Below are 16,064 nucleotides of genomic sequence, written 5' to 3'. Positions count from 1 at the left end.
ACGATTGCCGGGTGACCTTTTGAACCAGCCTGTATCGGCCCACCAGCCCCAAGCTTCGCTGCGTCCCTCGGCCTGTCCGGGGTTGTGGCGCATCGTCCAGGCGCTGGACGGCGGCATCTGCCGGATCAAGCTGGCAGGCGGTGCGCTGACGGCTGATCAGGCCGATGCCGTTGCCACTGCGGCCGAGCGCTATGCGGGGGGTGAAATAGAAGTCACCAACCGCGGCAACCTGCAGATTCGCGGCATTGCTGGCGAGCATGGCGCTCTGATAGAAGGGCTGCTGGCGGCGGGCCTGGGCCCGCGTGATGCGGCCGGCGATGATGTGCGTAACCTGATGCTCAGCCCCGTGGCCGGCCTTGATCCGCAGTTGCTGTTCGACACCCGGCCCTTGGCGCAGCAACTGCTGCAGTCGCTGGAAACCACTCCGCGTTTTCATCAGTTGTCGGCCAAGTTCGCCGTGCAACTGGATGGCGGTGAAGCCCTGGCGATGCTCGAACATCCCCATGACTTATGGCTCAGCCCCCTGAACCTGGACGGCGAACTGTGGCTGGCATTCGGCCTGGCCGGGTGCCCGGCCAAGGATGCGCCGTTGGGCGCTGTGCCCCTGACGCGGGGGCATGAGCTGGTGCTGGCGGTGCTCAATCGTTTTCTCGACCTGGCCCGGCCAGAACAGACGCGGATGCGCCAGTTGCTGAGCGAGCATGCGCCAGAGGTGTTTATCGCCGGGTTGGGCTTGCCGATCCGGGCTGACGCAGCGGTCTGCCAATGGCGCCGCTCGCTGACCGCGGCCAGCTATCTGGGCATTTATCCCCAGTTGCAAACCGGCCTGAGCGCTGTCGGTGCCGCAGCGCCGCTGGGCCGCCTGAACCCTTCGATGCTGCGCGGCGCGGCCCGGCTTGCACGTGAACAGGGCGACGGCACCCTGCGCATGACACCCTGGCAAAGCCTGTTGCTGCCCGCTATTGCCCAGCGCCATGCCGAGCGGGTCAGCGAGGGTCTGGCCCAACTGGGGCTGCTGGTCTCTGCGAGTGAGCAACTGTCCCGTCTGGTCGCCTGCACCGGTTCCGCCGGCTGTGCCAAGGGCCAGGCCGAAACCAAGGGAGATGCCCGCCTGCTGGCGACCCTGCTGGCCCCCGGTGCCCCGGCCAGCGTGCACCTGAGTGGCTGCCCGCGCTCTTGCGCCATGGCCCACGTGGCCCCGGCGACCTTGCTGGCGCAGAGCCCCGGCCACTACGACTTGTATCTGCGTGACGATGCCCAGCCAGGCTTCGGCCAGCTGCACGCACGCAACCTCACACTAAAAGAAGCCGGCGCATTGCTAGACGCCTGCTCACGGAGCACCCTTGATGATTGATTACATCCGCGATGGTCAGGAGATCTATCGCAATTCCTTCGCGATCATTCGAGAGGAAGCCCGGCTCGATCGCATCCCGGCCGATCTGGAAAAACTCGCGGTCCGCGTGATTCACGCCTGCGGCATGGTCGATGCGATCGATGGCCTGCAGTTTTCCGCGGGCGCCGGCAAGGCCGGGCGCGATGCCCTGGCCGCTGGGGCGCCGATCCTCTGCGATGCGCGGATGGTCTCCGAGGGTATTACCCGCGCGCGCCTGCCGGCCAGCAACCCGGTGATCTGCACCTTGCGCGACGAACAGGTGCCGGAGCTTGCCCGCGAACTGGGCAACACCCGCTCGGCGGTGGCCCTGGAGCTGTGGCGGCCGCACCTGGAAGGCAGTGTGGTGGTCATCGGCAACGCGCCGACGGCACTGTTCTACCTGCTGGAAATGCTCGACGCCGGCGCGCCTAAACCCGCGTTGATCCTCGGCTTCCCGGTGGGCTTTGTCGGCGCTGCGGAGTCCAAGGCGATGCTCGCCGCCGACAGCCGTGGCGTGCCGTTCGTGATCATGCAGGGGCGCCTGGGCGGTAGCGCCATGGCCGCAGCGGCGGTCAATGCCCTGGCCACGGAGGTCGAATGATGCAGGCTCGTGGACGTTTGCTGGGCCTGGGCGTCGGCCCTGGCGACCCGGAACTGATCACCGTCAAGGCGCTGCGCCTGCTGCGCGAATCGCCGGTGGTGGCCTACTTCGTCGCCAAGGGCAAGCGTGGCAACGCCTTTGGCATCATCGAGAGCCATTTGCAGGAGGCCCAGACCTTGCTGCCCCTGGTGTACCCGGTGACCACCGAAGTGCTGCCGGCGCCGTTGTCCTATGAACAGGTCATCAGCGACTTTTACGATGCCGCCAGCCTTGAGGTTGCCGCGCACCTGGATGCCGGCCGCGATGTGGCGGTTATCTGCGAAGGTGATCCGTTCTTCTACGGCTCCTACATGTACCTGCACGACCGCCTCGCCGAGCGCTACGAAGCGCAGGTGATCCCGGGTGTCTGCTCGATGCTCGGCGGTGCCTCGGTGCTCGGTGCGCCGCTGGTCTACCGCAACCAGAGCCTGTCGGTGCTCTCCGGCGTGCTGCCCCACGATGAACTCAAGCGCCGCCTGGCCGATGCCGATGCCGCGGTGATCATGAAGCTTGGACGCAACTTCCCCAAGGTCCGCGATGTGTTGGCCGAACTCGGCCTGGCCGAGCGCGCGCTGTACGTGGAACGGGCGACCATGGCCAACCAGAAGATCGTGGCGCTGGATGAGGTCGACCCGCAGTCGTCACCGTACTTCTCGCTGATCATCGTTCCCGGTGAAAGGTGGCAAGGCTGATGATCCGTAAAGCCCCGGCCATCGTCATTCTTGGCAAAGGCAGCCTGGCCACTGCCCGCAAGATCCAGCAGCTGTACCCGGACGCACTGATCCATGGCCTTGAAGGCCGGGTCGAAGGCGCCGACCGCAGTTACCAGGAGTTTGGCGCGACCTTGCGCCAGCTCTACCAGCAAGACACGCCGATCATCGCGCTGTGCGCTGCCGGCATCGTCATCCGCACCCTGGCCGGCCTGTTGCTGGAGAAGGGCGCCGAGCCGCCGGTACTGGCGGTGGCCGAGGATGGCAGCGCCGTGGTACCGCTGCTCGGTGGCCTGGGCGGGGTCAATGTCATGGCCCGGGAAATCGCGGCCGGCCTGGGTGTGGCGGCGGCGATTACCACCAGCGGCGAGCTGCGCTTTGGTACCTGCCTGCTCAACCCGCCCAGCGGCTATGCCCTGGCGGACCTGGAACTGGGCAAGCGCTTCGTTTCCGACCTGCTGGCCGGTGAAAGCGTGCGCATCGACGGCGCCGCGCCCTGGCTGGAACAGGCGCAGTTGCCACAGAGCGAGCAGGCGCAGCTGGCGATTCATGTCGGTTGTGATGCCCGTGAAGCCTCGGCCAATGAGCTGGTGATCTATCCGCGTTGTGTGATGGTTGCGGTCAGTGAAGTGCCGCCGGAACTGGCCCAGGCTATTCGTGATGCGCTGCAGGCTGCACGGATTGCCGAGCCGGCGCTGGCCTGCCTGCTGGCAGCAGACGAGCACATGGCCAACCCGGCCCTGCACGCTGCTGCGGCCGAGCTGGGCGTGGCCCTGCGCTTTGCTCCGGGCGCCGGTGATGCCAGTGCCCTGGCCGCTCTGGTAATGCCGCAATTGCTGCCACCGCAGGCGGTGACCGATGGCCTGGCCATCGTGGTCGCGAACCAGCCGATCGATCCGCAACAGATCGGCCGCGCCCGTGGTCGTCTGGCAGTGATCGGCCTCGGGCCTGGCGCTGCCGACCTGATGGTGCCTGCGGTCAAGGCCGAGCTGGCACGGGCCAACGATGTGCTCGGCTATGAAACCTATGTGCGCATGGCCGGGCCGTTCCGTGCCGACCAGGTGCTGCACTGCACCGACAACCGCGAAGAGATGCAGCGTGCCCGGCATGCCTTCGAGCTGGCGGCGCAAGGGCGTTCGGTGGTGGTGGTGTCCTCGGGCGATCCAGGTGTGTTCGCCATGGCCGCGGCAGTGCTCGAAGCGCTGCACGAGTCGAGCGATCCGCACTGGCACGCGGTGGAGCTGGAAATGCTGCCCGGCGTTTCGGCCTCCCTGGCGACCGCGGCGCAGGCGGGCGCACCCTTGGGCCATGACTTCTGTGTGCTGTCGCTGTCGGACAACCTCAAGCCCTGGTCGATCATCGAGAAACGCCTGGACCTGGCCTGCCAGGCCGACCTGGCATTGGCCTTCTACAATCCGATCTCGCGCTCGCGTCCCTGGCAGCTTGGTCGGGCCCTGGAGATTGTTCGCCAGCACCGCGCCGCGCCGACCCCTGTAGTCCTTGGCCGCGACATCGGTAGGCCGGGGCAGACGCTGAGGGTGGTCACGCTCGGCGAGCTGCAACCGGACATGGTCGATATGCGTACCATGGTGCTGGTCGGCTCCTCGACTACCTGCGAGTTTGCCCGCGCCGACGGTGGGCAGTGGGTCTATACCCCACGCTGGTATCCGGCGCAGGATTGAATCTGTAGTGGAAGGCTTTCGGTCCTGATTGAAACGGCCATCTCGAATAGCGTGAAAACCCCTGTCGATAGCGACCGGGGCTTCATGAAAAGGACTATTCGAGATGAACGACACCACCGAAATTCTGAGCACCAATACCGCTGCAGTTCTGGAACAATCGCTGATGGCATTTGGTGCCGGCATGTCAGTGCAAAGCCGCACCGACGTGAAAAACTCTTACCAGTTCGCATCCCTGGTGGCCAGCAAGCTGTATGACCAGGAAGGCCAGGGTGAAGCCTGGTTCAAGCAGTTTCTTAAAGTTCTGCAGGACTGTGGCTGGGTCACCGCACGTCGTAGCTATGAGCGCGAATTTACTTCCTCCAAGACGCTGACTGTCGGCGCCGTCGCCTCCAAGGCGCTGGGCGCGATAGGCACTGCGGTGATGGGCGGTCCCGTCGGTGTGGCGCTGAACAAGCTGACTAACGATGCGCTGGCGAAGCTGGGGCAGGTTGAGCAGGCGCAGAAGCTGTTTGATCGCAACGTCAAAAACAAAAAAACCGCCACCATCGGTCTGGCCTCCTGTATCGAAACCTCCGACGGTGAAGTGGTCCTGGCCATGAGCTGCATCCATTCGGACACCTCTGCCAAGGACCTGGATGTCTTCGTTCTGGAATGGAACAGCAGTTCCGCCGAGTTCTATACCGGCGCTGCGGCGCTGTCGTTCAACAAGCCGGTGTACGAGCGGGTGCGCGCCACTATCGAGAGCAAACTGGGCGACCGCAGCCTCGGCAACGTGCTCGACTACGAGATCTGACCGCCCGGGGTGGCTCGCTCGCCGGGCCATCCTGGCATTTCAGGAGCAAGGATCATGGAAACGGACGACTACTCGGTATGGACGGCTGGCGGCACCCTGCTGCTGATTGCCGCCGGGGTAACGCCTGCCCAGCGCCAGGCAGTACTCGATTCGCTGTTGTACTGCCAGTTGCGGGCCAACAAGGTTGTGGGCTCGCGTTTTCTGGACTATCCACCGTGGTATGGGCGATACCGCAAGGAGCTTTCCGAGCGCGGCTGGATCATTACCCAGTTCTTCCACGATACGCAGTCTGCCGGTGCATGTTCATTGCTCGCACCCATCCAGCCTTTACGGCTGTGGCTGGACAGCCAGTTCCCCTCGGCGGACAACGTCATCGAGCAGGGTCTGGTCAGGCTGAACCGGGCACAGAGCAGCCTGGACGGCTTTCGCGGTTTCACCTTCGAAAGCAGTCAGTGCGGTACGCGGCTTGCGTTGGAGATTGGACTGGTCCACCCGGGGCCGGTGATCAACCTGTGCAGTATCGCCTTGCACACCAGCGAAGCTGTAGAGCGGGTGAATTTCGAGGGACCGTTGCTGGCAAGGGCGTTGCAGGGGGAGGTTGTGGTCAAGGGGCTGTCGGCGCAACTGGACGTTGAACGCTTCGAGCTCCAGCGTGCCCAGTTGCGAACCTTGATCGAGCACAAGCAACAGGAGCGAGGCGACTTGTTGCACAGAGTGCCAGGAGATGCTCATGAATAAGCCACAGGCAACAGTGGTGGGCGCCGGCCTGATGTCGTTCATGCCCGGCCTGACTCCTGCGCAACGCAGCTCGGTGAAGCTTGCAGTATTGCAAGCCGAACGGGAAACCCGCTTTGTCCATGAACAGGGCCAGGTGCAGAACTGGTACAGCTACTACAAGAACAAACTGAAGTTCTATGGCTGGGACGCGGTGCCGCCTAGCGAGGTCCATTGGCCGGGCAACGAACGCTCGGATATTGTCGATAGCGCGCTAAAGGCCATCTCGGCCGTCGCCGGCAGCCAGTATGCAAGTTCGACGGAGTTGGCCATGCGGGGGCTCAAGCAGGACGCCAGGGCCTTGGTACAGTTTGAGCGGCGTACGCGTGAGCAGGGCGTGTTTCAGTTGTTGCCGTGTGCGCCGGGCCGAAATGGCGCGGTGGACATGGTGCTGTATTACGAAGAGCTTGAGCAATCGCAAGTCGCCGCCGGCTTTCTGTTTCGTAAACGCAGACACCAGCAGGTCAGGGCCGAGCTGGTGCGCTTTAACACCCGTCTGTTCGATCAACAGTTCAGAAGCAAGGTGGAGCGGAGCCTGGAGACTATCGCCCTGCGGGAAATCCTTGAACTGGAACTCTAGGGCACCAGGTAGCCCTTGATCCCGGTAAAGATGATCTGCGCCGCCAGGGCGCAGACGAACAAGCCCATCAAGCGACTAACGATCTGCAAACCCTGATCCCCGAGAATCCGCTCGATACGGTTCGACAGGTACAGCACCAGGCCAACCGTGAAGCTGGCCAGGGCGATACTGACGATGGCCAGCAGTTTGTCGTCCCAGTGTGGCTGGCCAACACCCATCACCAGCAGCGCACCGATGGTGCCTGGGCCGACGGTCAGGGGGATGGTCAGCGGCACGATGGTCACGTCCTGCTGCACGTTGTCGGTCTGCACCGCCGATTTTCCCTGGGCCATGCCCAGCGCGGAAATGAACAGCACGCTACCGGCGCCGATGCGAAAAGCATCCACCGTAATTCCGAATATGCCGAAGATCGCCCTCCCGAACAGGTACAGCAATACGCTGGCAACCAGCACGGCGATTGCGACGCGCCACGCCAGTTGCTTGCGCTCCTTGCTGGAGTAGCCGCGAGTCAGGCTGATAAAGCAGGAGAGCACGAAGAACGGGCTGTAGAGCACGAGCATTTTCAGGTAGACGCTGAATAACTCATGAAGCATGGTCGAGGCTCGCGGCAAGGGTGACGAGAGGGAAGTGTATGCGAATTACGGGGTCGGAATCTGACTTGATTCGGCTTCGCGGCGCGCCACCCAATGTTCGATCAGTTCACGCAGTTGCGACAGCTCTACCGGTTTGGACATGTGCCCGTCCATGCCCGCCAGGCGCGCGCGCTCCTTGTGCTCGGCGAGGATGTGCGCGGTCAGGGCTACCACAGGCGTGCGCCGGCGCTGGTTGCTGACTTCCCAGATGCGCAACTGCTGGGTGGCGGAAAAACCGTCGAGCACCGGCATTTCACAGTCCATCAACACCAGGTCGTAATGGTTGGCCTTCATCGCCTGCAAGGCCTCCTCGCCGTTGCTGGCGGTGTCTGGCTCCAGGCTCAACTTGCCGAGCATGCCGCGGATCACCTTGGTCGAGATGTTGTTGTCTTCGGCCACCAGGATGCGGAAATCGCTGGGCAGGTTCAATGGCGCTGACAGGCTGGCCTGCATCGGTATGCTCGGCTGGCCCTTGCTGCGCTGGGCCAGCTCTTCGGCCAGGGTGGTCTTGAGGGTGTAGCCGGCCACCGGTTTGGCCAGGATACGCTTGACCCCGGCATTGCGGGCGATGACCTTGCTCGGCGCATTGCTGATGCCGGTGAGCATCACCAGCAGGATGTCGTGGTTGAGGCTCGGGTCTTCCTTGATCTTCGCCGCCAGCTGCATGCCGGTCATGCCGGGCATGTTCTGATCGAGCAGCACCGCATCGAAGTAGTCGCGCAGGTGCGCCTTGGTGCGCAGCAGAGCCAGGGCTTCCTTGCCCGAAGGCACGGCGCTGACGTTCATGCCCCAGGCGCTGCACTGCTGTACCAGAACCTTGCGGCAGGTGTCGTTGTCGTCGACCACCAGCACCCGGGCGCCGCGCAGCGGGCCGTCGAGGTCGGCGGGCGGTTGTTCGAGACGCAATGGGTCGAGCGGCAGGGTCATCCACAGGGTGTTGCCCATGCTGTGGCTGGTCTTGATGCCGAACTCGCCCTGCATCAGGGTGATCAGCTGCTTGGCGATCACCAGCCCCAGGTGGCCGCCGAGCTTGTTGCTGGAAAGGAAATGCTTGCTGTGCAGTTCTGCCTGCAGCAGCGCTTCGCGCTCACCCGGCGGAATCGGTTCGCCGCTGTCCTGCACGGCAATGCGCAGGCGCGGGCTGTCACCGCGTTGATCGAGGGCGACCACCAGCAGGATCTCGCCCTGGTCGGTTTTCTTCAGGGCGTTTTCCAGCAGGCTCAGCAAGGCCTGGCGCAGGCGTGTCGGGTCGCCACTGATGACCCGCGGCACCTGCGGCTGGGTGAAGCTGATCAGTTCGATGTTCTGTTGTTCGGCCTTGGCCCGGAAGATACTCAGGCAATCTTCGATCAAGGCATTGAGGTCGAACTGCACGTCATCCAGTTCGATCTGCCCGGATTCGAGCTTGGAGATGTCGAGGATCTCGTTGATCAGGGTCAGCAGCTCGTTGCCGGCGCTGTGGATGGTTTGCACGTAATCACGTTGCTTGACCGACAACGGGGTGCCGAGCAGCAGCTCGGTCATGCCCAGTACGCCGTTCATGGGCGTGCGGATCTCGTGGCTGATCTTGGCCAGGAACTCGGCCTTGGCATTGATCTCGGCGTTGCTGGCAGCCAGCTCGCGGCTGGCGCTGAAGCGTTCTTCACTGATGCGCCGCAAACGCTCGCTGACCGCGAGGTTGAGCAACAGGCCACTGACGCTGGTCAGCCCAAGGAGTATGAACAACAGCCATTGGGTTGGCGTGCGGGTCAGGCCAAGCAGGGCCGGCAACACCACCAGGCAGCCGATATTGAACACCAGCATGGCCACGGCGAACAGCCGCGCCGGGGCGTAGCCCTTGTACCAGTGGTAGCTGGACACCAGCAGCATGGTCAGGCTGCCCAAGGCCATCAGCGCGTAGGTCATCAGGTTCAGCGGCAGGGTATCGACGAACAACAGCAGCAGGCCGCAGAGCGCGACGACAAGCATTTCCACCTGCAGCAGGCGGCTCAGGCGCGGTTGTTCGCAGGGCGTGAAGAAGCGCAGGGTGAAGGTCAGGCCGGCCAGCGATGCCAACAGGGCGGTGAGGTAGGCCGCCGGTGTTTGCGCCGAATGCCAGAGGCTCCACCAGGGGCCGCTGAGGTTGAGCAAAATCAGCGCGCTGAGCAGCATCAGCGCATGGTAGACCGCCAGGGCCAGGCTGGTGCTGGAGCGTGAATAGGCGAAGCGGATCAGGTTGTGCAGCATCAGCATCAGCAGGCAGCCGAACAACAGGCCGAAGAACAGCGGCTGGCGCTGGTCGGCGGCGGCCTGGGCGGCAGGCTCGAGGCTGATGGCCGGACGCAGCTGGTGCTCTGACACCAGGCGCAGGTAGACGTCCAGCGGTTGCGCGCTGTTGGGCAGGGCCAGGACATGGTCGCTGCTGCGCAGGTAAGGGTCACCGCTGTCGTTCTGGCGACCGTTGTGGATCTGCTTGATCAGTCGATCGCCGTTGAGGGCGTAAAGGTCCAGGCGCGACAGGTCGGGGGCGAAGACCCGCAGCAGTTTTTCCTGCTGTCCGGGCTCCAGCCGGTAGTGCAGCCACAACGCCTGGTCGGGCGTGGCAGCGTTGAGTTCGTTGAGTTCGAGGGGGCTGAACTGGTTGCGGTAGCGTTCGGAACGTACATCGCTCAATTGCAGGCTGGCCTGATCGTCAAGCAATACCGCCCATCCACTGCCTTGTTCGGCCGCAGCCGGGAACAGGCAGAGCAGGGTCAGCAAGCTGACGGTGAGACCAATGGCAATCCTGAGCCAACGCAAGACGAAATCCCTTCTTAGCCAAATGCCGGATGGTAACTATGCGCGGCGCGCCAAGCCGAAGGCAAGGCCCATGGCGGGCCCTGTCGACGAGCCGGGGGCAGGACGCTTGCCGCGTCGCTGCCTCCAGGCACCTGTTTACTGCTGGTGTTCACCGCGTTCGCGGGCAATGGCGCGGTAGCCGATGTCCTTGCGGTAGAAGCTGCCGTCCCAGTTGATCTCGGCAGCCAGGCGGTAGGCTTGTTGCTGCGCGGACTCGACGCTGTTGCCCAGGGCGGTGGCGCAGAGCACGCGGCCGCCAGTGGCAACCACCTGGCCATCCTTGAGCGCGGTGCCGGCGTGGAAGACTTTGCCTTCGAGCTTCGCGGCAGCGTCCAGGCCATTGATCGCAGCACCCTTGCTGTAGTCGCCCGGGTAGCCACCGGCAGCCAGGACTACACCCAGGCTCGGGCGCGGGTCCCACTGTGCTTCGACCTTGTCCAGGGCCTTGGCGAAGGCGGCTTCGATCAGCAGCACCAGGCTCGATTCCAGGCGTAGCATGACCGGCTGGGTTTCCGGGTCGCCGAAGCGGCAGTTGAACTCGATGACTTTCGGGTTGCCGGCTTTGTCGATCATCAGGCCGGCATAGAGGAAGCCGGTGTAGACGTTGCCTTCCTCGGCCATGCCGCGCACGGTTGGCCAGATCACCAGGTCCATCACGCGCTGGTGCACGTCGGCGGTGACCACTGGCGCTGGCGAGTAGGCGCCCATGCCGCCGGTGTTCGGGCCGGTGTCGCCGTCGCCGACACGTTTGTGGTCCTGGCTGGTGGCCATTGGCAGCACGTTGTGGCCGTCGACCATGACGATGAAGCTGGCTTCCTCGCCGTCGAGGAACTCTTCGATCACCACGCGCGAACCGGCGTCACCAAAGGCGTTGCCGGCGAGCATGTCGCGTACGGCATCTTCGGCTTCGGTCAGGGTCATGGCGACGATCACGCCTTTACCGGCGGCCAGGCCGTCGGCCTTGATCACGATCGGCGCGCCTTTTTCACGCAGATAAGCCAGCGCTGGCTCGATCTCGGTGAAGTTCTGGTAGTCGGCGGTCGGGATCTTGTGGCGCGCCAGGAAGTCCTTGGTGAAAGCCTTGGAGCCTTCCAGCTGGGCTGCGCCCTTGGTTGGGCCAAAGCAGTCCAGGCCGCGGCTGCGGAACAGGTCGACGACACCGGCAACCAGCGGGCCTTCAGGGCCGACGATGGTCAGGGCGACATTCTTCTCGGCGAAATCGGCCAGTTGCTCCAGGGCGCTGACGTCGATGTCGACGTTCTCGCACTTGGCTTCAGTGGCGGTGCCGGCGTTGCCCGGGGCAACGAAGACTTTCTCGACCCGAGGGTCCTGAGCGACTTTCCAGGCCAGGGCGTGTTCACGACCGCCGCTACCGATAATCAAAATTTTCATGAAGGCTCCTTCGGAGAAGCTGCAAGCTGCAAGCTACAAGAAAAAGCAGCCAGTGCTGCCCTTTGCGTAGCTTGCAACTCTGAAATTTAAGGGGCTGCAACTGCAAGAGGATGCGACTCGATGCGCTTTTTCTTGCAGCTTGCAGCTTGGAGCTTGTCGCTGCTTCACTCAGTGCCGGAAGTGACGCATGCCGGTGAAGACCATGGCGATGCCGGCTTCGTCAGCGGCTGCGATGACTTCGGCATCGCGCATCGAGCCACCCGGCTGGATTACCGCAGTGATGCCCACTTTGGCAGCGTTGTCGATGCCATCACGGAACGGGAAGAACGCATCCGATGCCATGACCGCGCCCTGCACCTGCAGGCCAGCGTGCTCGGCTTTGATTGCCGCGATACGGGCGGAGTTGACGCGGCTCATCTGGCCGGCGCCGACACCGATGGTCTGGCGGTTTTTGGCGTAGACGATGGCGTTGGACTTGACGTGCTTGGCCACTTTCCAGGCGAAGATCAGGTCGTGGATCTCTTGCTCGGTCGGCGCGCGCTTGGTGACCACTTTCAGGTCGCCCGCGGTGATCATGCCGATGTCGCGGCTCTGCACCAGCAGGCCGCCAGTGACGCGCTTGAAGTCCCAGGCAGCGGCACGTTCAGCCGACCACTCGCCGCAGGCCAGCAGGCGTACGTTGGCCTTGGCAGCTACTACGGCGCGAGCTTCGTCGCTGACGCTCGGGGCGATGATCACTTCGACGAACTGGCGCTCGACGATGGCCTTGGCGGTTTCAGCGTCCAGCTCGCGGTTGAAGGCGATGATGCCGCCGAAGGCCGACTCGGTGTCGGTGGCATAGGCCAGTTCGTAGGCCTGGCGGATACCGCCTTCGGCGTCCGGGCTGACGGCCACGCCGCACGGGTTGGCGTGCTTGACGATGACGCAGGCCGGCTTGACGAAGCTCTTCACGCATTCCAGCGCGGCGTCGGTATCGGCCACGTTGTTGTACGAAAGCTCTTTGCCCTGCAGCTGTACGGCGGTGGCGATGCCGGCTTCGGCAGGCTTGGCCTCGACATAGAACGCCGCGCTCTGGTGCGGGTTCTCGCCGTAGCGCATTTCCTGGGCCTTGACGAACTGGCTGTTGAAGGTGCGCGGGAACTCACTGCGACCGGAGGTCGAAAGGCTCTCGGCAGCCTGGTTCACGGTGCCCATGTAGTTGGCGATCATGCCGTCGTAGGCGGCGGTGTGCTCGAACGCCTTGAGCATCAGGTCGAAGCGCTGGGCGTAGGTCAGGCCGCCGGCCTTGAGGTTTTCCAGAACCTGGCCGTAGTCGCTGGCGTTGACCACGATGGCGACGTCTTTGTGGTTCTTGGCCGCCGAGCGGACCATGGTCGGGCCGCCGATGTCGATGTTCTCGATAGCGGTCGGCAGGTCACAGCCAGGCTTGGAGATGGTGGCTTCGAACGGGTACAGGTTGACCGCGACCAGATCGATCGGCTTGATCCCGTGTTCGGCCATGATGGCGTCATCGGTACCGCGACGGCCGAGGATGCCGCCGTGGATTTTCGGGTGCAGGGTCTTGACCCGGCCGTCCATCATTTCAGCGAAGCCGGTGTAATCGGCAACTTCCACCGCGGCAACGCCATTGTCCTGGAGCAACTTGAAGGTGCCGCCGGTGGACAGGATCTCGACGCCGAGCTGTTGCAGCTCACGGGCGAATTCAAGGATCCCGGTCTTGTCGGAGACGCTGATCAAGGCGCGGCGGATCGGCAGGCGGGTAGTCTGGTCGGTCATTTCAGATTCCATAACGCGGTGGAGTCAGCAAAAAAGGCGACCTCATCGAATGGGAGCCGCCTTTTCTGGTTTGGATGCTTGCTTACAATAAATCGTACTGCTTGAGTTTCTTGCGCAAGGTGCCGCGGTTGAGCCCGAGCAGCTCGCTGGCCTTGGTCTGGTTACCCTTGACGTAGTTCATTACGCTTTCGAGCAACGGCGCTTCGACTTCCGAGAGCACCAGGTTGTACACGTCCGTGACGGCCGCGCCCTCAAGATGGGCGAAATAGTTGTGCAGCGCCTTTTCCACACTGCCGCGAAGGGTCTGACCCTCTTCGCTCGGCGTATTCAGGTGCTGTTTCAGGTTGACGTTGTCGCTCACGGGCGTTGTTCCACTCACTAAAGTCTCGGTCATCATCGTCATGCGGCCACCCCTTGTCCGTCCTCTGTCTCAAGGCTCTGTTCACGTTCGCTGAAGAAGCTGCGAACGTTGGCGCACTGCGCTTGCGTGTCTTCCAAACGGTTGAACTGGGCGCGAAACTCCTTGGCGCCCGGTAGCGTTGCCAGGTACCAACCAACGTGCTTGCGGGCGATACGTACGCCCATCACATCGCCGTAGAAGGCGTGCAACGCGGTCAGGTGCTCCAGCAGAATTCGTTCCACTTCGTCCAGATGCGGCGCCGGCAGTTTTTCGCCGGTGCGCAGGTAATGCTCGATCTCGCGAAAGATCCATGGCCGCCCCTGGGCAGCCCGGCCAATCAGCAGACCGTCGGCCCCGGTGGCATCCAGCACCGCCCGGGCCTTTTCTGGCGAAGTGATATCGCCATTGGCAAAAACCGGGATCGACACCGCCTGCTTGATCGCCGCGATGGTGTCGTATTCGGCTTCACCGGTGTAGAGGTCGGCGCGTGTGCGTCCATGTACCGCCAGTGCCTGGATCCCGGCCTGCTCGGCGATCCTCGCCACAGTCAGGCCGTTCTTGTTGGCCCTGTCCCAGCCGGTACGGATCTTCAGCGTGACCGGCACGTCCACGGCGGCAACCACCGCGTGGAGGATTTCGCTGACCAGGGCTTCATCTTTCAATAAAGCAGAGCCTGCGGCCTTGTTGCAGACTTTTTTTGCCGGGCAGCCCATGTTGATGTCGATGATCTGTGCGCCGGCCTCGACATTGGCCCGGGCCGCTGCTGCGAGCATCTGCGCGTCACCACCGGCGATCTGTACCGAGCGTGGCTCGGGATCACCTTCGTGAATCATGCGCAGGCGCGACTTGCGGCTGTTCCACAGGCTCATGTCGCTGCTGACCATCTCCGACACCACCAGGCCTGCACCCATTCGCCGGCACAACTGACGAAAGGGCTGGTCCGTGACCCCGGCCATCGGCGCGAGGATCAGGGCGTTCTGCAGTGTGTATGGGCCGATGCGTACCGCCGACATAGGAGTTCCCTGTTGTGGGGCCGGATCATTAGAGTTCGAAAAAGGGTTGGCATGATACCCGCTCTCGGTGACCGGATAAAGATGGATTTGGATAAAATCTGAACAGTTGGCTTTAAGCCTCAAGCTGCAAGCTTCAAGCCGCAAGTAAAAACGGATCAGCGTATGGGGCTGCTTTTCCTTGTGGCTTGAAGCTTGCAGCTTGCCGCTCGCCTGTTATTCCGGGGACCGGAATGACAGGCTGTAGTTGACTGCCTTGGGGCCCGGGTCGAGGATGTCCAGGGCGATGTGGATCGGCGTCTGGCTGGGCATTTCGCCCTTGCCGGCCAACTCGCCGCTGAGGTACTCGGTGGGCTTGAAGCGGCGGCTGGCGATCAACTGGCCATTGAGGTCGGCAAAGCGCAGTTCCAGCAGCGGGAACGGCTGGGAGAAGGGCGCACGGTTGTAGATGATCGCGTCGACGATCAATGCACCGTTGAAGTCCGGGTGGCTGCGCACCACCAGGTTGCTGCTCTTGATCCGGGCAATGTCGACCCGCGACGGCACCTGGCAACCGACGGTCGGGCAGATCGTCTGGAACCATGGACGGTAACGGTCCTGGCGGGCCAGTTCGTCGAACTGGTACCAGATGTACTGGCCGGCCAGCGCCGCGGCAGCCAGCAGGATCAGCAAGATCCACAGTAGGCGCTTGCCCCAGTTGACCTTGGGTTTCTGCCAGCCGAGCTGAATCGGGTCGTCGACCAGGTCGAGCAGCGGCTCCTTGCGGTCAGCGCGGCGGCCGCTCGGGCCCAGGCCTGGTTCGCGGCGTTCGACCAGCTCAGGCTCGGGGTTGTCCAGGTCGTCGTCAGGCTCCCGGGCCGACAAACGTTCGCCGGGCAGTTCGTCATCATCGGCATGCAGCGGCTGCGCGGGTGGTGCCGGGGCATCGAGATCGTCGTCGAGTACATCCAGCGACAGCGAAGGCTCGGTGCGCTCGCCCGGTGCCGGCGCGAGGTCCAGGGCTTCCTGTTCGATCAGCGGTGGCTGTGGCTCGTCGAGCTCGGCAATGAGTTGTTCGCGCTCGGAGGCCGGGCTGCTGAACAGGCTGTCGGGCCAGTGCTGGTCGTCCTGCTCGGGGCTGTCGCGGTGCGCGCTGAGGCTGTCTTCGCGCGGGGCGGCGGCCTTGAACTCGGTCGTCGGCTGGATTTCGCGCTGTTCCAGGCGCGCCAGTTCCTGATCCAGATCGAGCTGGTCGAGGTCCAGTTCTGCGGCGCTCCACTCGTGCTGGCTGGGCGCTTGCGCGGGCTCCACCACAGGCTCGACCGGCGCCGGCTGCGCAGGCGGGTTCTGCGCCGCGCTTTGCTCCAGCAGTTGCCGGGCGGCGTTGAACACTTGCAGGCAGGCGCCGCAACGCACCACACCGCGGGCCACGCTCAGCTGATTGTGGCTGACGCGAAAGCTGGTCTGGCAATGCGGGCACTGGGTGACGAAACTGTCGGTCATGCGG

General features: G+C 63.6%; 14 protein-coding genes. 7 read left to right on the top strand and 7 right to left on the bottom strand.

Annotated elements, in window-relative coordinates:
* Positions 1-19 precede the first annotated feature (19 nt).
* The 7 genes from cobG (at position 20) to CCOS864_RS25155 (ending at position 6,551) form a co-directional block, all read left to right on the top strand.
* Entirely contained in the window at positions 20-1,354 is a 1,335-nt protein-coding gene (gene cobG, locus CCOS864_RS25185; RefSeq protein ID WP_276330497.1) for a precorrin-3B synthase, read from the top strand.
* Positions 1,347-1,973, top strand: coding sequence for a precorrin-8X methylmutase (locus tag CCOS864_RS25180; RefSeq protein ID WP_115088987.1), 627 nt, complete (start codon positions 1,347-1,349; stop codon positions 1,971-1,973). The genes cobG and CCOS864_RS25180 overlap by 8 nt, the downstream gene beginning before the upstream one ends.
* Entirely contained in the window at positions 1,970-2,704 is a 735-nt protein-coding gene (locus CCOS864_RS25175) for a precorrin-2 C(20)-methyltransferase (protein WP_374045236.1), read from the top strand. Before CCOS864_RS25180 ends, CCOS864_RS25175 begins: the two co-directional genes overlap by 4 nt.
* Positions 2,704-4,404 carry a precorrin-3B C(17)-methyltransferase gene (gene cobJ, locus CCOS864_RS25170; protein WP_115088984.1) on the top strand — a complete coding sequence of 567 codons (1,701 nt, stop codon included), beginning with the start codon at positions 2,704-2,706 and terminating at the stop codon, positions 4,402-4,404. The genes CCOS864_RS25175 and cobJ overlap by 1 nt, the downstream gene beginning before the upstream one ends.
* Positions 4,405-4,507: 103 nt before the next feature.
* Positions 4,508-5,197 (top strand): hypothetical protein, encoded by a 690-nt coding sequence (locus tag CCOS864_RS25165; RefSeq protein WP_115088982.1) that lies wholly within the window; start codon positions 4,508-4,510, stop codon positions 5,195-5,197.
* A gap of 54 nt (positions 5,198-5,251) precedes the next feature.
* Positions 5,252-5,935 carry a hypothetical protein gene (locus CCOS864_RS25160; RefSeq protein WP_115088981.1) on the top strand — a complete coding sequence of 228 codons (684 nt, stop codon included), beginning with the start codon at positions 5,252-5,254 and terminating at the stop codon, positions 5,933-5,935.
* Positions 5,928-6,551: a hypothetical protein gene (locus tag CCOS864_RS25155; protein ID WP_115088978.1), complete on the top strand. Its 624-nt coding sequence runs from the start codon at positions 5,928-5,930 to the stop codon at positions 6,549-6,551. The genes CCOS864_RS25160 and CCOS864_RS25155 overlap by 8 nt, the downstream gene beginning before the upstream one ends.
* Here the strand turns inward: CCOS864_RS25155 and CCOS864_RS25150 are convergent.
* The 7 genes from CCOS864_RS25150 to CCOS864_RS25120 form a co-directional block, all read right to left on the bottom strand.
* Complete coding sequence (locus tag CCOS864_RS25150; RefSeq protein WP_115088976.1) at positions 6,548-7,144, bottom strand: MarC family protein; 597 nt, start codon at positions 7,142-7,144, stop codon at positions 6,548-6,550. The genes CCOS864_RS25155 and CCOS864_RS25150 overlap by 4 nt on opposite strands.
* 45 nt (positions 7,145-7,189) lie before the next feature.
* The gene (locus tag CCOS864_RS25145) at positions 7,190-9,961 is read right to left on the bottom strand and encodes a hybrid sensor histidine kinase/response regulator (protein ID WP_115088974.1); all 2,772 of its coding nucleotides are present in this window, start codon (positions 9,959-9,961) and stop codon (positions 7,190-7,192) included.
* A gap of 135 nt (positions 9,962-10,096) precedes the next feature.
* On the bottom strand, positions 10,097-11,392 hold the full coding sequence (gene purD, locus CCOS864_RS25140; protein ID WP_115088973.1) for a phosphoribosylamine--glycine ligase: 1,296 nt from the start codon (positions 11,390-11,392) through the stop codon (positions 10,097-10,099).
* Positions 11,393-11,560: 168 nt separating this feature from the next.
* Positions 11,561-13,168, bottom strand: a complete 1,608-nt coding sequence (gene purH, locus CCOS864_RS25135) for a bifunctional phosphoribosylaminoimidazolecarboxamide formyltransferase/IMP cyclohydrolase (RefSeq protein ID WP_115088971.1) — start codon at positions 13,166-13,168, stop codon at positions 11,561-11,563.
* Between the two features lie 82 nt (positions 13,169-13,250).
* Positions 13,251-13,571 (bottom strand): DNA-binding transcriptional regulator Fis, encoded by a 321-nt coding sequence (fis, locus tag CCOS864_RS25130; RefSeq protein ID WP_003186237.1) that lies wholly within the window; start codon positions 13,569-13,571, stop codon positions 13,251-13,253.
* Positions 13,568-14,581, bottom strand: coding sequence for a tRNA dihydrouridine synthase DusB (dusB, locus tag CCOS864_RS25125; RefSeq protein ID WP_115088970.1), 1,014 nt, complete (start codon positions 14,579-14,581; stop codon positions 13,568-13,570). Before dusB ends, fis begins: the two co-directional genes overlap by 4 nt.
* 213 nt (positions 14,582-14,794) lie before the next feature.
* Complete coding sequence (locus tag CCOS864_RS25120; RefSeq protein WP_115088968.1) at positions 14,795-16,060, bottom strand: DUF3426 domain-containing protein; 1,266 nt, start codon at positions 16,058-16,060, stop codon at positions 14,795-14,797.
* Positions 16,061-16,064 lie beyond the last annotated feature (4 nt).

Source organism: Pseudomonas wadenswilerensis (assembly GCF_900497695.1).
GTDB lineage: Bacteria > Pseudomonadota > Gammaproteobacteria > Pseudomonadales > Pseudomonadaceae > Aquipseudomonas > Aquipseudomonas wadenswilerensis.
The sequence above is the reverse complement of the archived record's forward strand: the minus strand, read 5'-3'. Positions and strand labels throughout refer to the sequence as shown.